This window comes from Pseudomonadales bacterium (genome assembly GCA_041395945.1).
Taxonomy (GTDB): domain Bacteria; phylum Pseudomonadota; class Gammaproteobacteria; order Pseudomonadales; family Azotimanducaceae; genus SZUA-309.
The window spans coordinates 452,075-477,971 of sequence record JAWKZN010000001.1 but is presented as its reverse complement, the minus strand read 5'-3'; the positions used below and the strand labels follow the sequence as shown (position 1 = coordinate 477,971).

The 25,897-nt window shown below is 61.3% G+C and carries 24 protein-coding genes; 11 read left to right on the top strand and 13 right to left on the bottom strand.

Annotated elements, in window-relative coordinates:
- Positions 1-16: 16 nt before the first annotated feature.
- From prsT to R3E82_02225, 4 genes are all read right to left on the bottom strand, one after another.
- A complete protein-coding gene (gene prsT / locus R3E82_02240; GenBank protein ID MEZ5549689.1) occupies positions 17-2,770 on the bottom strand; it encodes a PEP-CTERM system TPR-repeat protein PrsT in 2,754 nt (917 codons plus the stop codon).
- Positions 2,771-2,874: 104 nt separating this feature from the next.
- Positions 2,875-3,735 (bottom strand): hypothetical protein, encoded by an 861-nt coding sequence (locus tag R3E82_02235; protein ID MEZ5549688.1) that lies wholly within the window; start codon positions 3,733-3,735, stop codon positions 2,875-2,877.
- Between the two features lie 79 nt (positions 3,736-3,814).
- On the bottom strand, positions 3,815-5,014 hold the full coding sequence (locus R3E82_02230) for an acyl-CoA dehydrogenase family protein (protein MEZ5549687.1): 1,200 nt from the start codon (positions 5,012-5,014) through the stop codon (positions 3,815-3,817).
- Positions 5,015-5,057: 43 nt separating this feature from the next.
- Positions 5,058-6,053 (bottom strand): Gfo/Idh/MocA family oxidoreductase, encoded by a 996-nt coding sequence (locus R3E82_02225; GenBank protein MEZ5549686.1) that lies wholly within the window; start codon positions 6,051-6,053, stop codon positions 5,058-5,060.
- 395 nt (positions 6,054-6,448) lie between these two features.
- On the opposite strand from R3E82_02225, the gene R3E82_02220 reads away from it, so the two are divergent.
- Positions 6,449-7,084: a DUF2058 domain-containing protein gene (locus tag R3E82_02220; protein MEZ5549685.1), complete on the top strand. Its 636-nt coding sequence runs from the start codon at positions 6,449-6,451 to the stop codon at positions 7,082-7,084.
- A 93-nt stretch (positions 7,085-7,177) separates the two neighbouring features.
- Here the strand turns inward: R3E82_02220 and R3E82_02215 are convergent, their stop codons facing one another.
- A complete protein-coding gene (locus tag R3E82_02215; protein MEZ5549684.1) occupies positions 7,178-7,636 on the bottom strand; it encodes a nuclear transport factor 2 family protein in 459 nt (152 codons plus the stop codon).
- Between the two features lie 54 nt (positions 7,637-7,690).
- Here R3E82_02215 and R3E82_02210 point away from each other — a divergent pair, with 54 nt between their 5' ends.
- From R3E82_02210 to R3E82_02200, 3 genes are read left to right on the top strand one after another with little or no spacing between them, the layout of a single operon-like run.
- The gene (locus tag R3E82_02210) at positions 7,691-8,938 is read left to right on the top strand and encodes an alpha/beta hydrolase (protein MEZ5549683.1); all 1,248 of its coding nucleotides are present in this window, start codon (positions 7,691-7,693) and stop codon (positions 8,936-8,938) included.
- The gene (locus R3E82_02205) at positions 8,935-9,156 is read left to right on the top strand and encodes a hypothetical protein (protein ID MEZ5549682.1); all 222 of its coding nucleotides are present in this window, start codon (positions 8,935-8,937) and stop codon (positions 9,154-9,156) included. Before R3E82_02210 ends, R3E82_02205 begins: the two co-directional genes overlap by 4 nt.
- Positions 9,153-9,470 (top strand): phytanoyl-CoA dioxygenase family protein, encoded by a 318-nt coding sequence (locus tag R3E82_02200; protein MEZ5549681.1) that lies wholly within the window; start codon positions 9,153-9,155, stop codon positions 9,468-9,470. Before R3E82_02205 ends, R3E82_02200 begins: the two co-directional genes overlap by 4 nt.
- A 35-nt stretch (positions 9,471-9,505) precedes the next feature.
- On the opposite strand, the gene R3E82_02195 is transcribed toward R3E82_02200, so the two are convergent.
- Both R3E82_02195 and R3E82_02190 read right to left on the bottom strand, forming a co-directional pair.
- Positions 9,506-10,279 carry an SDR family oxidoreductase gene (locus tag R3E82_02195; GenBank protein ID MEZ5549680.1) on the bottom strand — a complete coding sequence of 258 codons (774 nt, stop codon included), beginning with the start codon at positions 10,277-10,279 and terminating at the stop codon, positions 9,506-9,508.
- Between the two features lie 20 nt (positions 10,280-10,299).
- Entirely contained in the window at positions 10,300-11,526 is a 1,227-nt protein-coding gene (locus R3E82_02190; GenBank protein ID MEZ5549679.1) for an acyl-CoA dehydrogenase family protein, read from the bottom strand.
- A 142-nt stretch (positions 11,527-11,668) separates the two neighbouring features.
- Between R3E82_02190 and R3E82_02185 the strand changes: the two genes are divergently transcribed.
- Complete coding sequence (locus R3E82_02185) at positions 11,669-12,916, top strand: acyl-CoA dehydrogenase family protein (protein ID MEZ5549678.1); 1,248 nt, start codon at positions 11,669-11,671, stop codon at positions 12,914-12,916.
- Between the two features lie 51 nt (positions 12,917-12,967).
- Positions 12,968-13,867: an SDR family NAD(P)-dependent oxidoreductase gene (locus R3E82_02180; protein MEZ5549677.1), complete on the top strand. Its 900-nt coding sequence runs from the start codon at positions 12,968-12,970 to the stop codon at positions 13,865-13,867.
- 100 nt (positions 13,868-13,967) lie between these two features.
- On the opposite strand, the gene R3E82_02175 is transcribed toward R3E82_02180, so the two are convergent.
- Positions 13,968-14,348, bottom strand: a complete 381-nt coding sequence (locus R3E82_02175) for a cupin domain-containing protein (protein ID MEZ5549676.1) — start codon at positions 14,346-14,348, stop codon at positions 13,968-13,970.
- Between the two features lie 321 nt (positions 14,349-14,669).
- Here R3E82_02175 and R3E82_02170 point away from each other — a divergent pair, with 321 nt between their 5' ends.
- Together R3E82_02170 and R3E82_02165 are read left to right on the top strand one after the other, a co-directional pair.
- The gene (locus R3E82_02170; GenBank protein ID MEZ5549675.1) at positions 14,670-16,112 is read left to right on the top strand and encodes a phospholipase D family protein; all 1,443 of its coding nucleotides are present in this window, start codon (positions 14,670-14,672) and stop codon (positions 16,110-16,112) included.
- A 102-nt stretch (positions 16,113-16,214) separates the two neighbouring features.
- Positions 16,215-17,540 (top strand): cytochrome P450, encoded by a 1,326-nt coding sequence (locus tag R3E82_02165; protein ID MEZ5549674.1) that lies wholly within the window; start codon positions 16,215-16,217, stop codon positions 17,538-17,540.
- 67 nt (positions 17,541-17,607) lie between these two features.
- Here R3E82_02165 and R3E82_02160 read toward each other — a convergent pair whose 3' ends face one another.
- From R3E82_02160 to R3E82_02150, 3 genes are read right to left on the bottom strand one after another with little or no spacing between them, the layout of a single operon-like run.
- The gene (locus R3E82_02160; protein MEZ5549673.1) at positions 17,608-18,783 is read right to left on the bottom strand and encodes an NAD(P)/FAD-dependent oxidoreductase; all 1,176 of its coding nucleotides are present in this window, start codon (positions 18,781-18,783) and stop codon (positions 17,608-17,610) included.
- Positions 18,776-19,255, bottom strand: coding sequence for a hypothetical protein (locus R3E82_02155; GenBank protein ID MEZ5549672.1), 480 nt, complete (start codon positions 19,253-19,255; stop codon positions 18,776-18,778). Before R3E82_02155 ends, R3E82_02160 begins: the two co-directional genes overlap by 8 nt.
- Before the next feature lies 1 nt (position 19,256).
- A complete protein-coding gene (locus tag R3E82_02150) occupies positions 19,257-20,285 on the bottom strand; it encodes an aldo/keto reductase (protein ID MEZ5549671.1) in 1,029 nt (342 codons plus the stop codon).
- 165 nt (positions 20,286-20,450) lie between these two features.
- Here R3E82_02150 and R3E82_02145 point away from each other — a divergent pair, with 165 nt between their 5' ends.
- The 3 genes from R3E82_02145 to R3E82_02135 are packed head-to-tail and all read left to right on the top strand — an operon-like array spanning position 20,451 to position 23,063.
- The gene (locus R3E82_02145) at positions 20,451-20,876 is read left to right on the top strand and encodes an OB-fold domain-containing protein (protein MEZ5549670.1); all 426 of its coding nucleotides are present in this window, start codon (positions 20,451-20,453) and stop codon (positions 20,874-20,876) included.
- Positions 20,873-22,018 (top strand): thiolase, encoded by a 1,146-nt coding sequence (locus tag R3E82_02140; protein MEZ5549669.1) that lies wholly within the window; start codon positions 20,873-20,875, stop codon positions 22,016-22,018. The genes R3E82_02145 and R3E82_02140 overlap by 4 nt, the downstream gene beginning before the upstream one ends.
- 19 nt (positions 22,019-22,037) lie before the next feature.
- Positions 22,038-23,063 carry an aldo/keto reductase gene (locus tag R3E82_02135; protein ID MEZ5549668.1) on the top strand — a complete coding sequence of 342 codons (1,026 nt, stop codon included), beginning with the start codon at positions 22,038-22,040 and terminating at the stop codon, positions 23,061-23,063.
- A 120-nt stretch (positions 23,064-23,183) separates the two neighbouring features.
- Here R3E82_02135 and R3E82_02130 read toward each other — a convergent pair whose 3' ends face one another.
- Both R3E82_02130 and R3E82_02125 read right to left on the bottom strand, forming a co-directional pair.
- Positions 23,184-24,467 (bottom strand): alpha/beta hydrolase, encoded by a 1,284-nt coding sequence (locus R3E82_02130; protein MEZ5549667.1) that lies wholly within the window; start codon positions 24,465-24,467, stop codon positions 23,184-23,186.
- Positions 24,468-24,551: 84 nt separating this feature from the next.
- Complete coding sequence (locus R3E82_02125) at positions 24,552-25,859, bottom strand: MmgE/PrpD family protein (protein MEZ5549666.1); 1,308 nt, start codon at positions 25,857-25,859, stop codon at positions 24,552-24,554.
- Between the last annotated feature and the right edge of the window lie 38 nt (positions 25,860-25,897).

The following is a 25,897-nucleotide window of genomic DNA, read 5'->3' as shown; positions in this document are numbered from 1 at the left end:
TGCCGGCGCAACCCGATCAGGAAGCAGACAGCTCCGCCAGTCGCGCCCGGGCCTCGGTTGCTTCAGGAAACTCTCCCAGCTGCAGTGCCTGTCGAAGTTCGGTCGCCGCAGCTGCCCGGTCGCCGCCCTCGAGATAGGCAATCGCCAGGTGGTAACGCACCGTGGCATTGTCCGGATTGAGCTGAGCGCTGCGGCGCAGGTGGCGCAGCGCACCTTTCGCATCACCGGACTGCACGAGCACCCATCCCAGCGTATCGAGGATATCCGGGTTATCCGGGGCGAGTTCGGTCGCGCGCTGCGCCGCAGACAACGCCCGCTTGTCACCGCGCTCCATGTACAGCCACGCCAGATTGTTCAGCACGATCGGATTATCCGCTGACAAAAGCTGCTCGTACTGTGAAATGGCCGCCGCCTTGTCAGACTGACGCATCAGCGCATCCGCCCGCAGCAGTTTGGCGCCAACGTCTTCCGGATTGGAGCGGATCCAGTCATCCAGCCGGGCAAGGGCGTCGTCTATGCGCCCCTGCTGCTGACGCAGCAGCGCGACGCGCATCACGCCTTCCCGTACGCCGGCAGCTGCGAGCGTCTCGTAACCAAGATAGGCGCCTTCCTGATCGCCCTGCGCCAGCAGCACGTCCGCCTGCAGCAGCGCAACATCCGGTCGCGCCGCTTCAGCATCGGAGAGTTCCGAGAGCCGCTGCTGTGCGCGCGCCACCTGCTTTTCGCGCAGGTCCAGGCGCGCCAGCTCGAGCTGCAGAAGGACACGCTGAGCATCGCTCGGCTGCGCCGCCATAGCTGCTTCCAGATTCCTGCGGGCCAGGGCGATCTGGCCCGTCCGACTCTGCAGGGTACCGAGCCCGGCAAGAAAGGACGCCGATCCCATCCCGCGCGTGCCCGCCAGGGTCTGCAGGCGCTCCGTTGCCGCCAGCGCTGCCTGATTGTCGCCTTTACGCAGCGCAAGTTCCGCCGCCAGCATCAGCACATCGACATTATCCGGCGCCAGGTCCAGCAGTGACTTCAACTGCACGTCTGCGCGACTCAGCTGATTCTGTGCCAGCTGCAGGCGCACCAGACCCATCTGCGCACGAACATTGTCCGGCCTGATGGCAACGACTCTCGCCAGGTATTCTTCTGCCTCTTTCAGCCGCCCTTCATTTGCCACCAGATCTGCCAGTCCCAGCAGCGCGCCGACCTCCTCCGGATTCGCAGCAAGGACGGATTCGAAACGCTGAATGGCGCCAGCAAGGTCCCCTTCACTCCGATCGAGCCGGGCCAGATTGCTTGCTGCCGGAAGGAATGCTGCATCGACCTCGAGCGCCCGCTCGAAAGCCTTGCGAGCAGCGTCGATATCACCCTCGCCAAGCAGCGCCGCGCCTTCCATATTGTAACCGAGCGGACTCGTCGAGTTCTTTTCGACAATGGCTCTGCTTGCCTGAACTGCGGCGGCATAATTGCCCTCCTTCATGTGCAGCATGGCCAGCAGCATGTCACTCTGGAACTGATTGCCATCGACGGCTATCGCCGATTCCAGCGCTCCCAGCGCACGGGTATCCTCGCCAGCCGAGAGCAGACTTAAGGCAAGCTGATTTCGAAACACCGCGGCATCAGGTGCGAGTTCAACGGCACGCTGCAGCAGCTCCGTGGCCTGTGCGGTGCGACCCAGCTGGAGGCTCGCAGTACCAGCCATGGCAAGTATCTGCGGGTCACGACTGCCTGCCAGGTAAGGCTGCAGGGTTTCGTACACCGCTTCGCGATTGCCTTGCTTCATGCGGACGGCGGCAAGCAGCTTGCCGGCGGACTCATTGCCGCGATCACCCGCGAGATAGCGCTGCAGGGTGTCTGCCGCCTGATTGAGCTGATCCTGCTGAAATTTGACGGCTCCCATCAGGTAGAGACTGGGTGCATGATCAGGCACCGTGCGCTGCACCTCCCGAAGCGCCGCTTCGGCACCATTGAAGTCCTTGCGCTGATACTTGATCAGCGCATCCAGATAGTGAGCAAGAAACAGACCCGACGAGGATCTGAGTACCTGATCGACCTCAGTCGCGGCGAGCTCGAGCTGGCCCTGTGCAAGGTATGCGCGGGTGAGACCCAACCGCGCCGATATCGCACCGCCGGGCAGTTCGAGGGCAGCCTGAAAGGATCTTATCGATTCGTCGAGCAGCCCCTGAGAGAGCTCGAACTCCGCCTTGCGCAGCCAGACATCACGGTCTCCCGGCGCCTGTTGCGCCGCAGCGGCGAACTGATCACCCGCGGTGGAGAAATCACCCTGGGCCCAGGCGATGGTGCCAAGACCCAGCCTGCCATGAACCGTCTCAGCCGCCTGCTGGTACAGTGGCTTTGCCTTGGCCAGATCGCTCCCCGCAAGATAGGCATCTCCGAGCACGACGGCCAGTTCGGGGGTCAGCGCGCCCGCTTCTTCCAGCTCTCCGATGACTTCCTGATAGCGCCCCAGGCGGTTCTTACTGGTGAGATATTCGGACTGCAGCCGGTCGTCTGATGCACCCAGATCCCGTGCGCGTTCGAATTCCTTCAGCGCACTGGGATAGTCGCCAAGCAGAAACTGGGTGCGGCCAAGCAGCAGCCGCGCCGCACCCAGATCGGGTTGTTTCTGCAGGGCGTTCTTGAGTTCGATGACGGCGGTACGCAGTTCGCCAGAGTCAAAATAGTCATTCGCACGCTGCAGATGCTGCTCGGCGGTCGTGCTGTCGCAGGCGCTGAGCAGCAACGACAGCACAATGACAGAAAGGCCCACAAATCGTTTCGACACGGCCACTCCAGGGATCGGCCCGTTACGGCCGGATGGCGCATTCTAGCCCACCCGGTCGGAGCCCGCCGGGGTCAACTGTCACCGCTTTGCAAGCCCGCCATGATTCACTGTCTCTGCTCCAGATACGCCGGCGAGGACGCCTTCATCACCCGGGACTGCATGCGCAGGGTCGCCACGACCTCGCCTGCTTCGTTGCGCGCGGTCGTTTCGTACCAGACGTACTCCGTCTGGGGGCTCTGGCCGACACAGATCACCTCAGAATCCAGATGGTAATGCCGGTTCATCAGCAGGGGACCCCGCACATGGCCGATCTCGATGGCACCAAAGAGGCCGACCGATTCACCGACATGGGGCTGCAGACCCTGCATCGGATATGCCCAGAGAAACTCGAGAATCGTGCAGGGTGCCGCAACCGGTTCTCCCCAGGGAGAGGCTTCCCGATACCAGCTCAGCGGATCGCTGATCACCTTCGTATCGTAGCGGTGAAACTGCTTCGCGGGATCGGTGAATACATCGTAGTCACCCAGCGACAGACCGGCGTGCAGGCGATTGAGAATGCGCAGCTTAGCAGGATCACAGGGTCTCAAGTCCCTGCTCCGCAGCTCCGAGGCGCTGTGGTCGCCGAGTGCCGCGGTACCCGAGCAGACCAGCATCCCGTCTTCCCGTTCCATCCAGACCCTGGTCTGCAACGCGCCGGGGGCCAGCGGTTCGACAAAAACCTGCACCTTCTCCAGATCGACGGTGGCATTTCTGAAGCTCAGCGACAGATTTCCCCGCTCGAACCATTCATTGCCGAATACCTGCAACAGTACCGGCGGAAACTGATTCATGTGCACGTCTCCGGCAACCGTACCACCACGAAAGCCGAGCTTTGCTGCAGTTTCGTCGTCGTGAATGCTGCCGGCGCCTGCATCCGCGGACCAGTTGCGTGCCGCCCACAGCGGCCCGGTAATTGGCTGTGTCATCGTCGATTTCTCCCTCTGTTCGGGACACTCAGCAGCCGTGTCACCTGCACTGTCCTGGCGGACGCCGCGCAGCGCCCGTTCAGTCGGGCAGTCCCAGCACGCGCTTGGCGATGATGTTCAACTGTATCTCGTTGGAGCCACCGGCGATCGATATCGCTTTGGCCTCGAGCCAGAGTCGGCCCATTCTGATCTCTTCTTCGCTGAAACCATCACCCGCCCAGCCGACACCCCGGGTGCCCCGGATCTGCAACTGCAGCTCGAGCTGAGACTGCACATAGCGCGCTTCGACATACTTGAAAATCGACGTCGCAGCCCCGGGGGTATCCGCTTCCGCTTCTTCCACTGCGCGTGTCCGGGTCAGCAGGAAAGCCCGTCTCAGCATCCCGGTGCGGATGATCGCATCCCGCAGCAGCGGATCGACTGGAGCCTGGGGGCCTGCGTACTGCTGTGCCAGCTGTGCCAGCGGCACACCGGGACGGATCCGTTCCATGGGCCCCGCGGTATCTGCACTCGCAAGCGCCGCCAGTCCCGAGCGCTCATGCTGCAGCAGGCGCTTCGCCACGGTCCACCCCTCGTTGACCCGGTGCACCAGATCTTCCCTGGGCACCCGGACATTGTCGAAGAAGGTCTGGCAGAAGGGCGAGTGCCCGTTGATCAGCACAATGGGTCTGGTAGACACGCCGGGGCTGTCCATCGAAAACAGCAGGAAGCTGATGCCCTGATGCTTCGGTGCCTCCCGGTCGGTGCGCACCAGGCAGAAAATCCAGTCCGCATGATTGGCCCCGGAGGTCCAGATCTTCGATCCGTTGACCAGATAACAGTCGCCCGTATCCTCGGCCCGGGTACTCAGACTGGCCAGGTCCGAACCTGCGCCCGGTTCACTGTAACCCTGGCACCAGGCGGTTTCTCCGCGCGCGATCGCCGGCAGGTGGCGGCGTTTCTGATCCTCAGTGCCATATTCGAGCAGGGTGGGACCAATCATCGAGACACCCATGCCACCGAGGGGTGGCCGGGCGTGGATGCGCTGCAGCTCTTCGAGGAGAATCAGAAAAGTGGCTTTGTCGAGCCCGCCTCCCCCGTATTCTTTCGGCCAGGTCGGCACTGTCCAACCCCGGGAGGCCATGCGTTCGAGCCACAGATAGGCGTCCGGATTGCTACCCCGGCGCCTGCTGCCGCCGTTGACCTCTTCACCCGGCACCATCTTCGTGCGCATCGACTCCGGGCAGCTGACTTCGAGCCAGCGACGTGTGTCTGCGCGAAATGCTTTGAGATCGTTCACTCAGTCTCCCGTTTTCTGTTGCCAGCAATCTCCTGCCTCTTGCTCAGCGCGGTGACAAGCACCCTGGTGCCTCCATCCGGGCGGCTGCGCTGGCCGGTGTACAGAGTACTGCGGGATCGAAGTCTTCCGGAAGCAGGGATGCCACATCGATGGCGGCCCGTTCATCGATTGAAGCCTGAGCTGCAGCGCCCACCATGATCGACCAGAACGCATCAGCAGGACTGGGGCCATCGCTGCTGCCGCGCTGCAGATCGTCGATGAAGGCTGCATGGGCGAAGAAGGTCGAACCCTGGTGGCCGGCCCGGTCGATGTAGCGCGGATAGGCAGGCGTGCTGATTCTCGACACGCCTTCCTCACCGAGCCAGAGCTCGAGACTGTTCTCGTTGGCCTCACCGAGCCGGGATTGTTCACTCGCCTGGAGTCGACCGCGCTCGCCACACACTACCAGTTCTTCCCGGGAACCGGGCACAAACATGCACAGCGACAATCCCCCCACCACAGCATTGTCATAGCTGATCACCAGTTGTGCATGATCGAGCCCATCCGCGGGGTGGTTCTTGTAGTTGAACGTTTTGAAGTTGACGGCCTGTCCGCCGCTGGCAAACACCTGGGTCGGACGGCCGCCTGCAAATAGATTCAGCAGATCGAAGTAGTGACAGCATTTCTCGATCAGGGTGCCACCGGTGTATTCGTTGAACTTGTTCCACTGACCGACTTTATCTAGGAAAGGAAAGCGATGTTCGAGCATGCTGACGTTGTGTACCTTGCCCAGCACACCGCGTTCAAACACTTCAGCAATAGCCTCGGCGTAAATCGCCTTGTAGCGGTACTGCAGCCCGACACGGAATACGTTCGAGTGGCAGGCGGCGAGACGGCAGACGGCAGATGCATCCTCCGGGGTCGTGGCCACGGGTTTTTCCAGGTAAATGGCCTTCCCGGCTCCCAGCACCGCCCGCCAGCTCATCGACAAGGCCGAATCGGCCCTGCGGGCGACAGACTTCTTCGAAGCGGAGGCCTGCTTGCTGGCCGGTGGTGACATCGGGGCGATCCGTGTTGCAGCGGTTGCCCTGGCTTCCGAGACACTGATCGGCGCAACCCTGTCGCACCTCTCGCGGCCAACAGCGACGTGGTGACACTCGCACCCCGGTCAGTGGCGGACAGACTGCAGCGGGGAACTGGCCCCGGCGGGCTCGCCATCGCACCACTGGACCTCGGGTTAAACATTGAACTGGTGTTCGTTACCGTCGCCAACAACGCACTCACACCGGCGGTTCGTGCATTTCAGTCAGCGCCTGGCGTTGCGAGCCGGACAATCTGATAGGCCGAGACTTGGTCAGTAGCTATCCAACTTTGGTATCCTGCACACCGACTTCCCACATCAGCAAGCACACACGCGCATGCGCTTTTCATATTCATCGACAGGAATCTCTCTCCATGGCCGGTAGTTTGCGTGACCAGCTCGTGCAGGCAGGACTGGCAACAGCCGCACAGGCGAAGAAAGCAGAACGCCAGGCGCGGGTTGAAAAGCAGTCCCAGGCGCAATCGAATAAAACACCGGGCGACGGCAATGCGGCCAGTGGCAATCCGGGCACGAGTAAAAAGAAAGCCCGGCAGCAATCGCGACCGGATCCGTCCGCGCCTGCCAATGTAAAGGAGCGCGCCCGCGCACTGAACGCTGCAAAATCCGAGAAGGCCCGGGCACTGTCCCGGATCGCCAATGAAAAAGCCGCGGCTAAAGCCCTCCGCGCCCAGATCAAACAGATCATTCTGCAGAACGATCAGCGCTCGAAGACCCGCAACGACGATGATGTGCCCTACAACTTTGTCCATGGCAGGAAGATCAAGAAGATCTACGTCCCACGCGCCCAGCAGGAGCAGCTCAGCAGCGGCAGACTGGTGATCGTCAACAACGATGGCCTCTACCACCTGGTATCCCGGGACGTTGCAGAGCAGATCCGGGCCCGGGATCCGGGGCGCATCATCGCCGCACACGCCGACAAGCCTGCAGAGGCGAGCCCGGACGACGACTACTATGCGAAGTATGCCGTCCCCGATGATCTGGACTGGTAAACGCCCTCAGCCCCGATCGCCGCGCGACCTCTGTCAAAAAGCTTCATCGACCCGTACGTTCCATGCGTTCGAGGCGCCTGCCCGCCTGATCCGCTACGCCCCCGCCCAGCCCGACTGGTAGTCCGCACTCATGCCCGGGCCCCTGACCCGCAGATGCTGGAATTTCCACACCCCGTCACGCTTCACATAGTCGTCGACATAGCGGGCGGCCTGCCACTTCGCCTGGTTACCCTGGCGGAAGGTAAAGGGTCCGAAGAAATACCAGGTGCCGCTGGCACGATCTCCAGTCACTTCAATGATCGGATTCATCACCATGTGCTGCGAAAAACTGATGCTGCGCCGGAATCCTTCGAAGAGTTCGCGCAGTTGTGCATGGCCTTCGGCCCGGCCGATACCACGCCCTTCCCAGATGCCGTCTTCAGCGAAGAGGGTGATGATACGATCCGGGTTGTGGTCGTCATCGCAGACTTCGCAGTAGCGGGCCTTGAGCTGTCTGATCGCTTCGAGATCTTCGAGCCTTGCAATCCGCTGTTCCAGGGTCATCGGGTTCATCCTTCACTCCTTCAGCACGGATTGCGCTGGATCGATCGGAACACAGGAGAGCATATGTCAGACGATGTGAATCCGGAAATTCCGGCTCGCTCAGCGCCAACTGCCGATCCGCTGGATGCTCACCTGCTGCCCGCGGGGGTCCGATCCCGCTGCATCGATGGCATAAACGGTCTGGGCATGCACTGCCTCGAAGCCGGATTCGAAACTCCCGGGCAGCCGCTGCTGGTGCTGCTGCACGGCTTCCCGGAACTCGCCTACAGCTGGCGCAAAGTCATGACACCTCTGGCGGCAGCCGGTTACCACGTGATCGCGCCGGATCAACGGGGTTACGGACGCACCCTGGGCTGGTCCGGCACCTACGATGGCGACATCGGCGAGTTCAGACTGCTGAATCTGGTCCGTGATGTGCTGGGTCTGGTAGCCGCGCTCGGCTGCCGGCAGGCTGCCGCGGTGATCGGTCACGATTTCGGATCTCCGGTCGCCGCCTGGTGTGCGCTGGTGAGACCGGACGTTTTCAGATCGGTGGCCCTGCTGAGCGCGCCGTTTTCCGGTCCGCCGGAACTCCCATTCAATACCCACGCTAACCACGCAGCCCACGCAAACCACACAGCACCAGCGGCTCGGCCGCGGACCTCTTCATCGAATCTGCAGCAGGCACTCGCCGGATTGTCACCACCCCGCAAGCATTACCACGACTATTACTCAACCCCCGAAGCGAACGCGGATATGCTCGACTGCCCGCAGGGGCTCGGTGATTTCCTGCGCGCCTACTACCACATGAAAAGCGCCGACTGGTCCGGAAACCTGACTTTCCCCTTGTCGGGCTGGACGGCGGATGCGCTGGCCCTGTTACCCAGGTACTACGTGATGGACCAGGGTAAGGGCATGGCGGAAACCGTGGCAGCAGAAATGCCGAGCCGCGCACAATGCGCAGCGTGCACCTGGCTCACAGACGCCGAACTGGCGGTCTATCGGACGGAGTTTGCCCGCACCGGCTTCCAGGGTGGTCTCAACTGGTACCGCTGCCGCACCGATCCCCGCCAGAATGACGAACTCCTGCTCTACTCCGGGCGCACGATAGACGTGCCGAGCTGTTTCATCGCCGGCAGGCAGGACTGGGGCGTGTATCAGAGCCCCGGCGCACTCGAATCGATGCAGTCGAAGGCCTGCACCCGCCTGCACAGCACCTCACTCATCGACGGCGCCGGACACTGGGTGCAGCAGGAACAGGCTGCCGCCGTCACCGAAGCACTGCTTGGATTTCTGGCGGATACTCAGACCACAAGGACATCGCTATCATGAAAGCCATCGTGCGACCATCGGCCACGAAGTTCCCAGGCTATACCCATACCGACGGTGGGGAGGGTATGCGCCGGATCCGGGTCACCGAAACCAGTCGTCCGCTGGCCATGAAAGCTCTGTACCTGCTGACCGATGTGACGAAACCGGACAGTTCCAATTTCACGGTTTTCCCGGGAGCCATCGGCGACCCTTTCCGGAACCGGACGAAGCAACGGTGACACCGTCGACACCCGGGGCAGTGCCCCTGCTCGGGAAAGCGGGTGACTGCATTCTGTTTTCACACGCGCTCTGGCACGGACCCGGACCGAACACCTCGGGACGCACACGAAAAAGCCTGCTCTACAACTACTGCCAGCTGTTCATGCGGCCCTACGACTTCGAAACCCCGCCCGATGTGCTGGATCGCTGCACACCCCGCCAGCGTCGTTTGCTCGGCGACCTCGGCTACCCGTTCCGGCCGGGCTCGTACACCTATGTGCCTGCGGATCAGGTCGCGCTGATTCGTGGGGAAGACCCGCAAGGCGCTGACTAGATTATTCTGGTCGGGCCGCTCGCCCGACGGTCTCACTACGACACAGAGCCCATTGTGCGCCGGCGCAGCCGCCGCATACCGAGCAGCCAGCGGTCCACATCGTCACCCTTACGCCGCACGTAGTCGCCGACTTCAGGGTGGGGCAGCACATGGAAGCGTTCGTCCCGTAAGGCTTCCACAACCGTCTGCGCCAGTACCTCCGGTTCGATGATGCCGTCGGTCTGCCCATCTCCGAGACTCTTCGGTGCCATCGCCGTGTTGACCCCCTGTGGGCAGAGCACGGAAACCCGGATGCCCTCATCCCCATGGGTGATGGCGAGAAACTCAGCGAGTTTGACCGCGGCGGCTTTGGTCACCGTGTAGGGTCCCGATCCAATGGCGGCCAGCAGTCCGGCGGCAGACGCCGTATTGAGCAGGTAGCCCTCTCCTCTTTCCAGCATGGACGGCAGCACCGCCCGCGCCGCGTAGAGGTGGGACATGACATGCAGCTCCCACTGTTGCTGCCAGACCTCGTTGGCCGCATCGGTGAGCAGCCCCTGAGCACCGGCACCGGCATTGGAGCAGAACAGGTCGATACGGCCGTGCCTGCCAATCGTGTCCTGCACCAGTCGCACTACCTGCGCCTCATCGGTCACATCACACACCGCCCCCTCACAGCCGATCTCTGCCGCCGCCGCCGTGACTGCGGCTTCACTGAGATCGGCCAGCACCACGGCCTGCGCTCCTTGCGCAAGGAACGCTCGCCCCATCGCCCGGCCGATACCACCGCTGCCTCCGGTTATCACCGCCACCTTGTCACGCAAATCCATAGATCAGATCCTCCTCAGGGCTACAACAGATCGCCCCCGGCCGCAGACGCGGTGGTGCCGAACTTCTCGTATGCTTTGATGACATTGCGGCCGACACGCCAGCGGTGCACTTCGTCCGGTCCATCAACAAGGCGCTGACTGCGCACACTCGTGTACCAGCGCGCCAGTGGCGTATCGTGACTGTATCCCAGCGCACCATGCAACTGCAGCGCCGTGTCGACCACCTTGTGCACCATATGCGCGAGAAACACCTTGGCAATGGAGTTCTCCTGGCGCATGTCCATGCCTTTTTCAGCCTTGTAGGCGATGTGCAGCAGCATCAGACGCGCCATGTACAGCTCGCTCGCGCAATCCGCCAGCATCCACTGCACGCCCTGGCGATCCGCCAGACGGGTTCCGAAGGTCTTCCGTCCGGTGACATGTTTTGCGGCCAGGTCCAGAGCGCGCTGGGCCATGGCCACGTTGTGCATGCCGTGGCGCAGGCGACCGTAGGCCAGCCGGTGCTGCCCCATGTCGAAGCCCTTGCCTATGCCGCCGAGCACGTTTTCCCGCGGTACCACCAGGTTCCTGATCTTGATCTCCGCATGGGTGCCGCCGAGTTTCGCGCCAAGCTCAGTCTCCGGCACCATGGTGGCGATGTTGCGGACGATCTCATAGCCGGGGTTGGGCAGTTCGACTATGAAGGTACTGTACTGCTCATGACGTGGCGCATCCGGACTGGTCTTCGCCATCACCACAGCAATATCGGCAACGCTGGCGGAGGAACTGAACCACTTTTCACCGTTGAGCACCCAGTTGTCCCCCTCGAGCACTGCCGAGGTCTGCATCCCGGTGGCATCCGCACCGGCCGCTTTCTCGGTCATCGAATAGCAGATGCGTTTCTGGCCGTCGAGCAGGGGTTTGAGGAACTTTTCCTTCTGGTAATCGGTGCCGTGTTCCAGCAGGGTCAGCATGGTGGCGTCGTCCGGGCCCTGGGTATTCATCGACAGGGCGCCGAGAAAGCTCTCGCCGAGTTCCATCTGCACCAGGGCGTTGGCCAGTGGCCGCAGGCCCATCCCGCCATATTCCTTCGGGATGAACGGGCACCAGAGACCCTGGCTGCGCGCCTTTTCCCGCAGTTCACCCAGCACTTCCTTGAAATCCCGGGTGGCGACCTCCGCCTCCGCGGGAATGCAGTGTTCCTGCACGAATTTTCGGACAGTTTCCCGGATCGCCTTGGTTTCCGGTGGAATCTCAAAATCGATCATCTTGCTTCCTCTTCAGGTTAACTTCTGCCGCCATCACACCACAGATCTTCGGACCTGCCCAGTCCGGGTGCAATTACTTAGTTGGCCGCAGATCCAGAAAGCTATAAGTTAGACGCATCAGAAACAATGTAGGGGGACCGCAATGGCCGATCTGGATAAGGACCTGTTCAACCTGGCGATGTCTGACGAGGCCCAGCCTCTAATGGCCGCGGTGCAGAAGCACATCGAAGACAACGTAGTGCCGATCACCGACGAATTCTTCGCCCTGGACAAGGAGAAGACCGATCGCTGGACCTGGCATCCGCGCCAGCTCGAACTGCTCGATGGTGCCAAGGCCAAAGCCAAGGCTTCCGGCCTGTGGAATTTCTTTCTCCCCGATTCAGACATCGGCGAAGGCCTCACCAATCTCGACTACGCCTATATCGCCGCCGAACTGGGCAAGTATTCGCTGGCTTCCGAAACCCTGAACTGCAGCGCACCGGATACCGGCAACATGGAAGTACTGGAGCGGGTAGGTACCCCGGAACAGAAGGAGCAGTGGCTGAAACCTCTGCTCAATGGCGAGATCCGCTCCGCCTACGCCATGACCGAACCCGGTCTGCCTTCATCCGATGCCAAGAACATTTCCACCAGCGCAGTACTCGAAGGGGATGAGTGGGTAATCAACGGTGAGAAGTTCTACATCTCCGGCGCCGGGGACCCGCGCTGCAAGATCATGATCACCATGGTGAAGACGGACCCGAGCGCTGCGCCCAGTAAACAGCAGTCCCAGATTCTGGTGCCTACCAATACCCCGGGTGTGGAAATCCTCGAAGGGATGGAGGTATTCGGTCACGACCACGCACCCCGGGGCCATATGCACATCCGCTTCAACAACGTCCGTGTGCCGAAGGAAAATATCCTGCTTGGAGTCGGCCGTGGCTTCGAAATTTCCCAGCTGCGACTCGGACCCGGACGCATCCACCACTGCATGCGTTCGATCGGTAAAGCGGAGAAGGCGCTGGAACTGATGGTGAAGCGCGGCGCTACCCGGGAAGCCTTCGGCAAGCCGATCGTCAAGCTCGGCAAGAACCTCGAGGTGATTTCCAGGGCACGCATCGAGATCAACGCGATGCGGCTGGCAGTGCTGCAGGCGGCTAAAGCCATGGACGTGCTCGGCAACAAGGAAGCCCGCGTCTATGTCAGTGCGGTAAAGGCCATGGTGCCGGAAAAGGTCTGCAGGATCATCGACGATGCGATTCAGATCCATGGTGCGGCGGGTATCTCCCAGTGGACGCCGCTGGCGGGCCTGTATACCGACATGCGCCATCTGCGTTTCGCCGACGGTCCGGACGAGGTGCATCACATGGTGGTGGGACGTGCGGAGGTTCAGAAGTACGGGCTCTGGTAGCCACCGTTGTCATATTTCATCGACAAACATTTCATCAACAGGAGCTGATTCATGAGTGAATTCAAGGACAAGGTAGTGATCATCACCGGTGCAGGCGGTGGCCTGGGCAAAGCGCACGCGCTGGAGTTCGCCAGACGTGGCGCAAAAGTCGTGGTCAACGATCTCGGCGGCAGCGGCGATGGCACGGGATCCGGGGATGCGGCAGACGTTGTGGTCGCGGAAATCAAGGCCGCTGGCGGCACAGCGATAGCCAACAAGGCGTCGGTTTCCAGCAAGGAAGGCGCAAAGTCGATCGTCGACGACGCGGTCGCTGCGTTCGGCACCGTGGACATCCTGGTCAACAACGCCGGCATCCTGCGTGACAAGTCCTTCAAGAACATGTCCCTGGATGACTGGGACATCGTGATGGACGTGCATCTGAACGGCTCAGCCTATGTGACCCACGCGGCCTGGCCGATCATGTACGAAAAGAACTACGGTCGGATCGTGCTGACCAGTTCCACCTCCGGCATCTACGGCAATTTCGGGCAGGCCAACTACGGCGCCGCCAAGATGGGCATGCTGGGACTGATGAACGTGCTCGCCATTGAAGGACGTTCGAAGAACATCCGGGTCAACACCCTGGCACCCGCCGCAGCGACTCGCCTGATCGCCACGATTCCAGGGCGCAAGGTCGACGTGGACAACCCGGATCCGAACAGCCATCCGAAACTGGTCACCCCGGCCGTGCTGCTCATGTGCAGTGAAGATGCCCCTACGGACAAGGTCATTCAGGCGGGTAACGGCCGCTTCTCGGTCAGCGCGGTTTTCAACAATCAGGATCTGGAATTCGGTCCCGATGTGACCTACGAGGATCTGCTGGCAAAAAAGGACCAGCTGCTGGACATGAGCAAGGCCACCGAAGGCTGGACCTGGTTGAAGAAGCGCATGGCAGAACAGGCGAAGAAATAGGCGGGCGGCGGGCCGGGTGACACATCCGGCGTCGCCAGGCCTTTCAGGCCGCAGCAGTCCTGTCCGCTTTTCCGGATGCACTGGAAGAAACTGCTGCTGCCTACTTGTGCCTGGCTTCCCCATTCGGGCCGGGTGTGATGTGCATGAACCGAGCCTCATCGAGGCAGTCCACCATGTGCCATTCGCCCTGGCGAACAAGACAGGCCTCGCCTGCACCGATCTGCAACGGGCTCCTGCCAGAGTTCTGAGGAATGACCAGCGTGCCCGAAATCACGTAAAGAATTTCATCCCCATCCGGATGCATTTCACCGTTGTGGGGTGACTGGCCGGCCTTGATCGTCACGACCCCAAGGGTCATCCCGTCGATACGCTCCGTAGGACCGGGCTTACGTGCGCGGGTTGTGATGGACAGGTCACGATGGATGTCGAGCACCAGGTTGGTTAAGTCGACTTTCTCCACTGATTTCACTACCCGTGTCATTGGCTGTCACAGAGGAATGTACCTGGAGCACCAGGACCTGTACAGGCATGCCTGCTGTTGGCGGGCAATCGACAATCATCAGCGAGTGTATCTGAGTTAAGATCCACGCATCGGGTTCCCTGGGCATTCTTTTTGGGCTTCAGATTCAAAGCGCACCGCACCGGAAAATTCGCCCGCCGCCTTTTTCACTTCCCTGGTCCAGCGCGACGCTACCCGCTGATTCTGTTCTGCGCGCTGGTATGCAATGGTTGTGCTTCCCACAAACCCGAGTCCGCTCCAGAAATTACAGTACCGTCAGCGACCTGCAGCAAGTCAGCAGGGGTGCGGGAGCTGATATCCGACAGCAGGCAGGATCAACCGTACCTCAACCACCTGCACCTGCTGGACACCGGCGACGAAGCTCTGCGGGTCCGTGCGGCACTGATCGACGCCGCCAGCTGTCGGATCGATCTTCAGTACTACATCTGGAACAGTGATACGAGCGGCCGCTATCTGGTCAGTCGCCTGCTGGCGGCGGCAGATCGCGGTGTGCATATCCGACTGCTGCTCGATGACATCAACGTCGCCAGCCGGGAGAGTCTGATGGCGCTCCTGGCGACTCACGACAACATCGAAGTCCAGATCTACAACCCGTTCTCCCAGCGCCGCGGCCTGGGTCGCGCGATGAACCTCGCTTCCGAGTTCGGTCGATTGAATCGGCGCATGCACGTCAAGTCTTTCACGGTAGATCAGTCCGTCACCATTCTCGGCGGCCGCAATATCGGCGATGAGTACTTCGACCTGCACCACGAACTGAATTTTCGGGACCGGGACGTGCTGGTAACGGGTCCTGTGGTCGATCAGACCATGGCCATGTTCGAGGAATTCTGGAACTGGTCCCTTTCCCGGCCGGTAGCCGAGCTCACCGGGACCGTAGCGAAACCTGACATGGACTGGCAGGCGCACTGGATTCGCGAGTCCGGTGAGAAGATGAACCGGATACACCCTGTCCTGCCGGAAAATAATACAGACGGCAGACGCTATCTGGTGTCGGTCTTCAGTCAGGCGATCACCGCGCCTGCCCACCTGATCCATGATCCGCCGCCTGACGCCCGATCACCGGCCGGTACGGACCAGGTACAGCCTGGCTCCAGAACACTGATGGATGCAGCAGCCGAGTCCCGATCGGATCTGCTGATCGAATCCGCATATCTCGTCGCCGACGAGCAGATGCTCAATCGAATGACGCAACTGCAGGATCGCGGCGTGCGCATCAGAGCACTGACCAACTCACTGGCCTCGAACGACGTGACTGCCAACCACGCCTCCTACGCACGTCGCAGGAAAGATATGCTCCGCAGTGGGATGGAAATCTACGAATTGCGCCCCGACGCAGCTTCCTGTCCGGACATCATCCTCAACGGCAGCGCCTGCGGAGCGGACCACATATTCGGTCTCCACGCTAAAACCTATGTGATCGACCTGAAGACCCTGTACATCGGCTCCCTGAACCTGAACCTGCGTTCACGCTTTCTCAACGCCGAGGCGGGTGTACTGATCGAAAACCGCCCTCTCGCAACCCGGGTCGCCCGGGATATCGAGGCGAACATGACACCGGACAACAGCTGGCGACCGGTGCTGGACGAGCACAACCGGTTGCGCTGGATCGATGGTGGTGAAGGCGGGTCCCCGGAAAAACTGATCGACCATGAGCCCGAAGTGGGCTGGCTGCGGCGTCTGCAGGCGGGTCTGCTCGGCCTGTTCCCTATCGACCGGTACTTCTGAGCCACCACCGGCACCTCGACGCTGCATTGAGATCGACTCCGTATCCCTGAGCGAGCGCGTTTGCTAAGGTCTTCCATGCGAACAATCTCAGGAAAATCAGCCGTGAGCGAAGCAGTAGAGCAGAGCAGTGAGCAGACCGTAACTTCCGGATTTCAAAGCCCTTTTCTTTCAGAGAATCCGCCACCGATCATCACCGACCCCTACGCGGTGCCCATCGAAGAGATCAACATGATCGATGGCCGCCTGTTTCAGCAGGACATTCAGATGGCGCACTTCAAGCGCCTGCGGGAAGAAGATCCGGTGCACCTGAATGAACTGCCCGGGTTCGGCCGTTACTGGTCGCTGACCAAATTCGAAGACATCATGTATGTGGACACCCATCATGAGCTGTTCTCATCTGCCCACGGGATCACCATCGGGCCGAAAGTCGACTCCGAGCGCAGCCCCGACGAACTCCAGTTCAGCAACTTCATCGCCATGGATCCTCCGAAGCATGATCTGCAACGGGCCACGGTCACCGGTGCGGTCGCACCCCGCAATCTGGCAAAGATGGAGGCGACCATCCGCGAGCGCACCGCACGGGTGCTGGATTCGCTGCCCACGGACGAAACCTTCAACTGGGTAGACCTGGTCTCCATCGAACTCACCACCCAGATGCTGGCAACTCTGTTCGACTTCCCCTTCGAAGAACGCCGCAAGCTCACCCGCTGGTCGGATGTGGCCACAGCACCACCGGGCACCGGTATCGTGGACACTGCTGAACAGCGCCGTGATGAGCTGATGGAATGTCTGGCCTATTTCACCCGGCTGTGGAATGAGCGGGTCAATCAGGAGCCGCCCGGCTCTGATCTGATCTCCATGCTCGCTCATGGTGAAGATACGAAGAACATGCAGCCCTATGAATTCCTCGGCAATCTCATTCTGCTCATCGTCGGCGGCAATGACACTACCCGCAACTCCATGAGCGGCGGTGTGCTGGCCTTGAACGAAAATCCGTCCGAATACGAAAAGCTGCGCAGGGATCCCTCGCTGATCACCAACATGGTTCCGGAGATCATCCGCTGGCAGACCCCGCTGCCTTACATGCGCCGTACCGCAAACCAGGATGTCGTGATCCGCGGCAAGCAGATCAGAGCCGGTGAACAGATTCTCATGTGGTACATCTCGGGAAACCGCGACGAAGAAGCGATCGAGCGGCCGGATGAATTTCTCATCGACCGACCCAACGCCCGCCATCACCTCTCCTTCGGCTTCGGCATCCATCGATGCATGGGCAATCGACTCGCGGAAATGCAGCTTAGAGTACTCTGGGAAGAAATCATGACCCGCTTCGAGAAGGTCGAAGTCGTCGGCAAACCGGAACGCCTGCGCTCGAGTTTCGTGCGTGGAATTACCAATCTGCCGGTGCAGGTACACCTGCGCAAGTGAGACTCTGACCGGTTTACGAGGTCATCGCTGATCACTACGGTCCGATAGGGGTTCGATGAGCAGCAGGTCAAAGCGCCTGGGCACAGCACCAGCCCGATGCCCAGGCCCACTGAAAGTTGTAACCCCCCAGCCAGCCTGTGACATCGAGGGCTTCACCGATCACATAGAGGCCGGGCGTGCGTTTTACCTCGAAGGTTTTCGATGAGACCTCATCGGTATCGATACCACCCAGCGTGACTTCTGCTGTGCGGTAACCTTCGCTGCCACCCGGCCTGAACTCCCAGGCGTTCAGATGTCCGCCGATCGCGGCGATTCGAGCCGGTGGAAAACTGCCGATCCTGGCATCTTCGAACCAGTCTCCTGTGACGGCTTCGACCAGCCGGTTCGGCAGCAGGGTTTTCAGCAGCGTCACCAGGCGCTGCTGGGGGCCGCTTTCCCGAGCGCCCGTCAGCCATCGGGCAGCATCGACATCGGGCAGCAGATCGATGTACACGGATGCCCCCTCCCGCCAGTAGGAGGATATCTGCAGTATCACCGGTCCACTCAGGCCACGGTGGGTAAACAGCAGTTTCTCCCGGAAACTCGCCCCGTTGCAGGTCGCCACAACCTCTGCCGAAATTCCGGAAAGGGATTCAAACTTTGCCTTGTCGCCGGAATTCCAGGTCAGCGGCACCAGTGCGGCGCGCGGTGGCACCACCTGCAGACCCAGCCGGTTCGCGGTACGGAAGGCCAGGTCACTGGCAATTTTCGGCAGCGACAGGCCACCCGACGCAATCACCACCCTGGCCGCTGTGTAGGTCGCATCCTGCGTCTTGACACTGAACAGACCATCGGCCATCGGTGAGACCGTCGCAACGTCCTGGCCGACCCGAATGTCCACGCCTGCATACTCACACTGCTCGAGCAGCATCGATACGATGTCTCTGGCGCTGTCCCGACAGAACAGCTGCCCATGCCTGCGTTCGACAAAGGCGATCCCGGCAGTCTCCACCATCCGGATGAAGTCCTCAGGCTCGTAACGCTTCATCGCAGAGATGCAGAAATGGGGATTCTGAGAGAGATAGTGCCGGTGCGGATCGACGAGGCGATTGGTGAAATTACAGCGGCCGCCACCGGACACCAGAATTTTCAGACCCACCTTGGGGCCTTTTTCGAGCAGAAGCACGCTGAGTCCGCGGAAACCTGCAGTCAAGGCACACATCAGGCCGCTGGCGCCGCCGCCGACGACGATCACGTCATGCACGGCCAATCCGCACAATCAGCCATTTCATCCAGGCGGCAAGTGCAATCACCAGGCCACTGAGGAAAAGTGCGGTTTTCAGTGGCGTGATATAAGCCTTGGTATCAATCAGGTCGCCGCTGTCGGTCAGTGCCAGCACCTGTACGACGCCTTCCAGCAGATCAACCGGTATCGCCAGGAGCGCCGGCAGTGCCAGGTAGCGACCGCAGGTGGCAAACCCCGACAGCGCCGCTCCGGCAAACAGTCCGCCATAGGCCAGCGGATAGGCCACATCCAGCGTAGCAGTGATCCAGATATGGGCCCGTATCTGCTCCGGGCTCATACCGGCAAGGATGCGTCGGACTTCCACCGGAGAGGACACACCGTCGAGCAGCGTGAGATTCCACAGCGAAGAACAGACGACGAAAGATGCTGTGAGCAGCAGGGTTGCGAAGAACAGCCACCAGAGATTTCGTGTATTCGTGATCCTGAGCATCTTAAGAGGTCCCGATCGAGAGCAGGTTTTCCACCGGCTGGTAGAGTTCCTCCAGATAGTCCACATCCGCCTCAGACAGCTTGATCGCAGCGGCGGCAACGAGATCTTCCAGCTGCGACACCCTGGAAACGCCGACAACCGGGCAGGCAACTCCCGGTCTGCCGAGCAGCCAGGCCACGGCAATCTGCGCCGGTTTGCAGCCATGCTTTCCCGCCAGTTCGATCACCCGCTCGGCGATCTGAAAGTCCATGGCACCCCGATAAAGGCTCTGGGTGCGGTTGCGATCCATGCCTTTTGATCGCGCCGTGGATCCGCCGTCGAAACCGCCCTGGTAAGCGCCTGCCAGTATTCCCCGGGCCAGCGGTGACCAGGGGGTGAGTGCCACGCCGGATTTCACACAGTAGGGATTCATCTCCCGTTCTTCTTCCCGATAAATCAGATTGTAGTGGTTCTGCATGGAAATGAAGCGCGCCCAGCCATGGCGTTCCGCCGTCATCTGCAGTTCGGCGAACTGCCAGGCAAACATCGAGGAAGCGCCCAGATAAAGCGCCTTCCCCGCTTTCACCACATCGTTCAATGCTTCCAGCGTTTCTTCGATCGGTGTGTCGGCCTGACCCGGAATACCATGGGGATGCCGGTGGATGATGAGCTGGTCGACATAGTCATGTCCGAGCCTGGTGAGTGAACGATCGATACCTTCCATGATGTGCTTGCGGGACAGCCCACCCTGGTTGGCCCCCCGCCCCATGGGCATGGACAGCTTGGTAGTGAGCACGTATTCGTCTCTGGGCAGCAGTTTCTTCAACAGCTGACCCACAACCGCTTCAGATGCGCCGATGCCGTAGATGTCGGCGCAATCGAAATAGAACAGACCATGGTCGATGGCAGCCCGGAAGATCGGTTCGGCATCTTCCGCACCCAGGGTCCAGTCTCCCTGATGCCCTCTCCCCGGCTCACCGAAATTCATGGTGCCGAGACACAGCTGAGACACCCGAAGTCCGGAATTCCGGCCGAGTTGCACCGCTTTCAGCATGCTGACTTCCTTCCCGAAGTGTGATTGCCCGGATAATACCCGCCCTCGGGAATTCCTGCTGGAAATGGCACCACCCTTTCCGGCAGACTTCCGGGTCGAATCATCGCACAACATTCGAGTCGCGCGCGCTCAGCGTTCGAACCACAAACTGAGGAAGCCGGCATGGCAGACCGTTCGAAAATCCCTGTCCCGAAACCCACACCGGAGACCGAGCACTTCTGGGAGGGCGCCAGGCTGGGTGAACTGCGCATGCAGCGCTGCACGGCCTGCACCGAGGTGTATTTTCCACCCCGGCCCTTCTGTCCGGCCTGTGCCAGCCGGGCGGTCGAAGTGTTCAAGGCCACGGGCAGGGCAACTCTGCACAGTTACGTGATCAACCATCGTGATCATCCGGCCTTCGATGGTCCCTACGCCATTGCGGTGGTAGAACTCGAGGAAGGCCCGCGTATGATGACCAACATCATCAACGTGGCTCAGACCCCCGAGGCATTGCAACTCGACATGGCGCTGCAGGTGGTTTTCGAACCGCTCACGGACAGTATCAGTCTGCCCTACTTTCAGCCCGCAGAATCGGGAGCCGCACAATGAAACCAGGAAGTGTCGCCATAGTCGGCGCTGCGGAGACCACCGATCTCGGCCGCATCCCCGATCTGAGTCAGCTGCAGCTGCACGCCGACGCTGCCCTCAACACACTCGCAGATGCAGGGCTCAAACCCTCTGACATCGACGGGGTTGCCTGTGCCGGAGAGTCGCCTACGGGTGTAGCCCACTATCTGGGCATCACGCCGACCTGGGTGGATGGCACCGCGGTTGGCGGTTGTTCCTTCATGCTGCATGTCCGTCACGCGGCTGCAGCGATCAACGAAGGGCTCTGCACCACCGTGCTGATCACCCACGGCGAAAGCGGTCGCTCCAATATCGGCCGCGGAGGTTTCCGCGGCGGCGGCAGTGCCTCGCTGCAGGGACAGTTCGAGGCCCCCTTCTGCCCGATGGGACCACCCACCACGTTCACCATCCCCTTCCTGCGCTACATGAAGGAAACGGGCACCACCCTCGAACAGCTCGCCACCGTGGCCGTCGTGCAGCGCGAGTGGGCGGCCTTCAATCCGCGAGCCTCCTACCGGGACCCGATTACGGTGAGCGATGTGATGAACGACCGGATGATCGCTTATCCGTTCACCAAACTCGAATGCTGCCTGGTCACCGACGGCGGCGGCGCACTGATTCTCACTGCGGCGGGGCGTGCGAAGGATTTTCCCCACAAACCGGTCTATGTGATCGGTACCGGCGAGAGCGTGGAAACGCCCATGGTCAGTCAGATGAAGGACATGACCCGCTCCAACGCGTTCCGGGTGTCCGGTCGCAAGGCTTTCGATGAATCCGGCATCCGTCACAAGGACGTCGACCACCTGATGATCTATGACGCCTTCGCGCATCTGCCGCTGTATGGTCTGGAAGACCTGGGCTTCTGCGGCCGGGGGGAAGCGGGCGCCTTCATAGAAGATCGCAACACCGCTCCCGGCGGTGTGCTGCCACTGAACACCAACGGCGGCGGCCTCAGCTACATGCACTCAGGCATGTATGGCATGTACGCTCTCCAGGAAAGTGTGCGACAGATGCGCGGTACCGCTCCGGCCCAGGTGAAGGGCGCCCGGATTTCCGTCTGTCACGGCGTGGGTGGCATGTTTGCGGCAAGTGGTACCGTGATCCTGTCAAACGAGCAGCCTTGAGACGAAGAAGGGATGGGATATGCGTTACAGACTACTCGGCAATAGCGGCCTGCGGGTCTCAGAACTCGCGCTCGGCGCCATGACCTTCGGCACGGAAACCGGGTTCGGCGTGGATAAGGCGGAAAGCCGCCAGGTCTACGACGCCTTCCGGGAAGCCGGCGGCAACTTCATCGATACCGCCAACGTCTACGCGGCAGGCACCAGTGAAACCTTCCTCGGTGAATTCCTGGCCGGTGACCGGGAACGCATGGTGATTGCCACCAAATACACCGGCGGCATGCGCGGGCGTGACATCAACGCCACCGGCAATGCGCGCAAAAACATGATGGATTCGGTGCACGCCAGCCTGAAACGGCTCAACACCGATTACATCGACCTCTACTGGGTACACGCCCGGGACTATCTGACCCCGATCGAAGAGGTGATGCGCGGACTCGACGATCTGGTAAGTCAGGGCAAGGTGCACTATGTGGGTGTTTCAGACACACCCGCCTGGGTGGTTTCCCAGGCCAACACCATCGCCGCTTTCCGTGGCTGGTCACCCTTCGTGGGTCTGCAGATCCGCTACAGCCTGGTGGATCGCACGGTGGAACGGGAACTGCTGCCCATGGCCCGCGCCCTGGATCTCGCCGTGACACCCTGGGGCATCGTCGGCTCCGGGGTACTCACCGGCAAGTACAACCGGAATCCGGAGGCGGAAGGACGTGCCAGGATGCGCGGTCAGATCAACGACAGACAGCTCGCGATCGCGGCAGAGACCATGGCGGTGGCAGAAGAACTGGATGTCTCGCCGTCACAGGTAGCCATCGCCTGGGTACGCGGGGGAGAAGGCAACATCATTCCGCTGGTGGGAGCGAGAACCCGGGCGCAGCTTACGGAAAATCTCGGTGCGCTGGACGTTCACCTAAGCGCCAGTCAGCGCGAACGGCTCAACACGGCGAGCGCGATCAGCGTCGGCTTCCCCCACGACATGCTGCGGCCGCAGTCCCAGGCAGTAGCCAAGCGGGTCGACAACCATCGGGCAGCTGCCACCCCGGAGTGGTAGCCGGGACTCTCAGTCGACGCCGATAAACGAGGCGACTTCTTCGATCGACCGGCGCTGAGAAGCCACCGCGTTGGCGGGAACAGGTTCGGTTTTGTCGCCTCGGATGCTGCCGGGACCTGCTCAGCCGCTCCCGTTCGCAATAGCATCCAGTACCGGAAGCAGATGCTCCATGAAGGCAGCGGGATTCTCCGACATCGGGAAGTGCCCCACCCCTTTCATCTCACGCCAGGTGGATCCCGGGATGGCCTCGTGCGCTGCCCGCCCCAGTTCCGCGGTGCCGCTGTAGTCGTATTCTCCCGACAGGATGTGTACACCGACCCGGGTGGTATTGATTTCACCCGCAGCCCTGCGCAGATCGAAGTCGTTGAGGTAGTAGTGAAGATCGCCGAGAAACACCGGCGGCCAGCCCGCGGAATACACCCAGCTCGTTTCCTTGCGGAAGGCGGCGGGCGATGCGGGCGACATCAGGCCCTCCATCAGTCGCGCCTTGTATTCATTACTGATCTGGGGATGCCAGAGTTCCTGCAGCTGCTCGAGATTGCCCTCGATCTTCAGCGCGCCTTCGACCGACACCACTGCCCTGAATCGGTCGGGATGTCGATGTGCCAGATCCAGCGCCAGCAGACCACCGACCGAGCAGCCCATGAACACGGGTCGATCCAGCTCCAGCGCTGCAGCGAGTTGCAGAGGCACTGAACGCAGGAAGTCGCCCTTGAGGGCGTAGGGTTCCGCCCACCAGTTTCGGGTAGCCGGCGGCACACTCTTGCCGTGACAGGGAAGGTCATAGGCAATCAGGTGGAATCGGCCGGTGATCCCGGGAACCTCAAACAGATGCCGCCACTGACTGCCGTGGCAACCCGCCGTGTGCTGCAGCAGCAGCGGGATACCCTGCCCCGCCTCTTCGAAATAAAGGCGGTGATCGTGACCGGCCAGATCGAGATGAACATAGCGGCCAACGGGGGTGTCGAAGCGCGCAGGACTCACCCGCGGCTCCGCAAAACTGTCCTGGTCGACACTTCCTTCCGCCACCCGTGTGGTCGAAGTATTCCCGCGCAGCAGTTCCACCGCCCGCATCACCGCCGGATAGTACTGGCCGTGTACCACAGGGCTGCCGCTGCGGGTGATTCCGCCACCCACCGAGACGTTGGCCATCAGGTCATTGTGAAAACGCTCCGGCGTCGCTGCCAGCACGCGCTCCCAGACCGCTTCCTCTCCGCTGTACTCGATCAGCTCGCATCCGCCCTCATCGGCCACCGGCTGGCCATCCCGAAACACCAGTGTGAGCTTCTCCGCCCCGATGTTGAGTCGGAAACCGCCCGTCCAGTGCCGTGCAGCAAGACGGAATTCCCCGTCGCCCGCACAGAGCGCCTGAAACTCAGTCCGGCTCGGCAATCGTAGCCTCATGTCCCGTTCTCTCCGTTTTTCCGTACTCCGAATTGCTGACTCTGTACTCCGTAGCCCGTGTCCCGTGTCCAGGGACGCGCCGGATCAGATCGCAAATTCACTCAGATCGCGCACCGATGGCAGTGCATCGATGCGATCACGCACCTGGGACGCCCGGGCGCCATAGTGGCCCTGACTCAGATTCAGGAATTTCTGATCGAGTTTCTGACGCTGGGCGTCCAGATCCGTGGCAGGAATACCAGCATCGTACGCCTCATCGTGGCAGCGCTGATGGCGGTCCACACACATCACCCGCGCCTGCATGTTCGACAGGCTGGCATCCGTCTCAATGCGAATCTTCCCAAGCAGCGACTGCACATCCTCCCGCTGCACGATCGCATCGACAAAGTTCGCCTGATCTGCAGTGTCGATGCCGAGGAAGGCCATCGCCGTGGTCCCGGTGAGACTGAACTTACCTTCAAGGCCCGTCCTCGGTGCCATGATGGCGCACACATCCAGCAGCGCGGGATTCACCGTGACGGTCACCGCACTCAAATCCGCTGCGGACACCCGGGTGCGCAGGCGCAGAGTGGATTCGATGGCCGCATGGGTCAGGTAACAGGCGGCGTGATATTTGAACAGGCTGTCTTCGATGAGCCAGCGATCGGCGATGTGTGCCAGTTTGGCAATGTTGAGTGAACCCGTGCCCGCCGCCTGGGCCAGTCCCTGATTGGCGGCCACCGCATCCGCATTGGCGGTGAATCCTCGAGCGGCCAGACGCGCCGCAAGCAGGCCCCGCTCGGCGGCGTGGCCGGCATGAAAGGGTTTGGTCATGGTGCCGAAATTGGCCTTGAGCCCGCTCGCCTGGGACGCGGCGAGTCCTATCGCCATGCCGAACTGCCGGTCGTCGAACCCGAGCAGGTGCGCGGCTGCAGCGGCCGCACCGAACACACCCAGTGTCGAGGTGGTGTGCCAGCCTTTGCCGTAGTGCTCGGGGCCCAGACCGTTGCCGACCCGTCCTTCCACCTCCACACCGACCACAAAGGCTGTCATCAGCCGTTCACCGGATGCGCCCAGTTCTTCCGCGAGGGCCAGGGCTGCCGGAAACACCGGAGCGGTGGCGTGGCAACCGATGGAGGCACTTGTATCGTCGAAATCCAGGGCATGACCGGCGGAGCCATTCAGCAATGCGGCGGTCAGGGCATCGACTTTGAGTTCCGCACCTATCACCGTGCAGGCCCCGTGTCTGTGTTCGAACTCTGCGCGGAGAATGCCGGAAAGCGGTTCTTCACTGCCCGCGATCGCGCAGGCAAACCAGTCGAGCACGCACTGGCCGGCGACGGTTTTTACCCGCTCCGGAAGTGCCTGGTAACGCAGATTCCGGTACCGGTTCCAGGATTCAATATGGTCCATGGCTGAGCCTCACGGGGATCTGTATTGCAGATTGCACC

Excerpts from the sequence above, each read along its gene's own strand:
- R3E82_02205 (MEZ5549682.1), top strand. The coding sequence starts at position 8,935 with ATGAAAGCCATCGTGCGACCATCGGCCACGAAGTTCCCAGGCTATACC.
- R3E82_02175 (MEZ5549676.1), bottom strand. The coding sequence starts at position 14,348 with ATGACACGGGTAGTGAAATCAGTGGAGAAAGTCGACTTAACCAACCTG.
- R3E82_02130 (MEZ5549667.1), bottom strand. The coding sequence starts at position 24,467 with ATGAGGCTACGATTGCCGAGCCGGACTGAGTTTCAGGCGCTCTGTGCG.
- R3E82_02155 (MEZ5549672.1), bottom strand. The coding sequence starts at position 19,255 with ATGCTCAGGATCACGAATACACGAAATCTCTGGTGGCTGTTCTTCGCA.
- R3E82_02235 (MEZ5549688.1), bottom strand. The coding sequence starts at position 3,735 with ATGACACAGCCAATTACCGGGCCGCTGTGGGCGGCACGCAACTGGTCC.
- R3E82_02135 (MEZ5549668.1), top strand. The coding sequence starts at position 22,038 with ATGCGTTACAGACTACTCGGCAATAGCGGCCTGCGGGTCTCAGAACTC.
- R3E82_02210 (MEZ5549683.1), top strand. The coding sequence starts at position 7,691 with ATGTCAGACGATGTGAATCCGGAAATTCCGGCTCGCTCAGCGCCAACT.
- R3E82_02225 (MEZ5549686.1), bottom strand. The coding sequence starts at position 6,053 with ATGTCACCACCGGCCAGCAAGCAGGCCTCCGCTTCGAAGAAGTCTGTC.
- R3E82_02185 (MEZ5549678.1), top strand. The coding sequence starts at position 11,669 with ATGGCCGATCTGGATAAGGACCTGTTCAACCTGGCGATGTCTGACGAG.
- R3E82_02145 (MEZ5549670.1), top strand. The coding sequence starts at position 20,451 with ATGGCAGACCGTTCGAAAATCCCTGTCCCGAAACCCACACCGGAGACC.
- R3E82_02180 (MEZ5549677.1), top strand. The coding sequence starts at position 12,968 with ATGAGTGAATTCAAGGACAAGGTAGTGATCATCACCGGTGCAGGCGGT.
- R3E82_02215 (MEZ5549684.1), bottom strand. The coding sequence starts at position 7,636 with ATGAACCCGATGACCCTGGAACAGCGGATTGCAAGGCTCGAAGATCTC.
- R3E82_02195 (MEZ5549680.1), bottom strand. The coding sequence starts at position 10,279 with ATGGATTTGCGTGACAAGGTGGCGGTGATAACCGGAGGCAGCGGTGGT.
- R3E82_02140 (MEZ5549669.1), top strand. The coding sequence starts at position 20,873 with ATGAAACCAGGAAGTGTCGCCATAGTCGGCGCTGCGGAGACCACCGAT.
- R3E82_02125 (MEZ5549666.1), bottom strand. The coding sequence starts at position 25,859 with ATGGACCATATTGAATCCTGGAACCGGTACCGGAATCTGCGTTACCAG.
- R3E82_02220 (MEZ5549685.1), top strand. The coding sequence starts at position 6,449 with ATGGCCGGTAGTTTGCGTGACCAGCTCGTGCAGGCAGGACTGGCAACA.
- R3E82_02190 (MEZ5549679.1), bottom strand. The coding sequence starts at position 11,526 with ATGATCGATTTTGAGATTCCACCGGAAACCAAGGCGATCCGGGAAACT.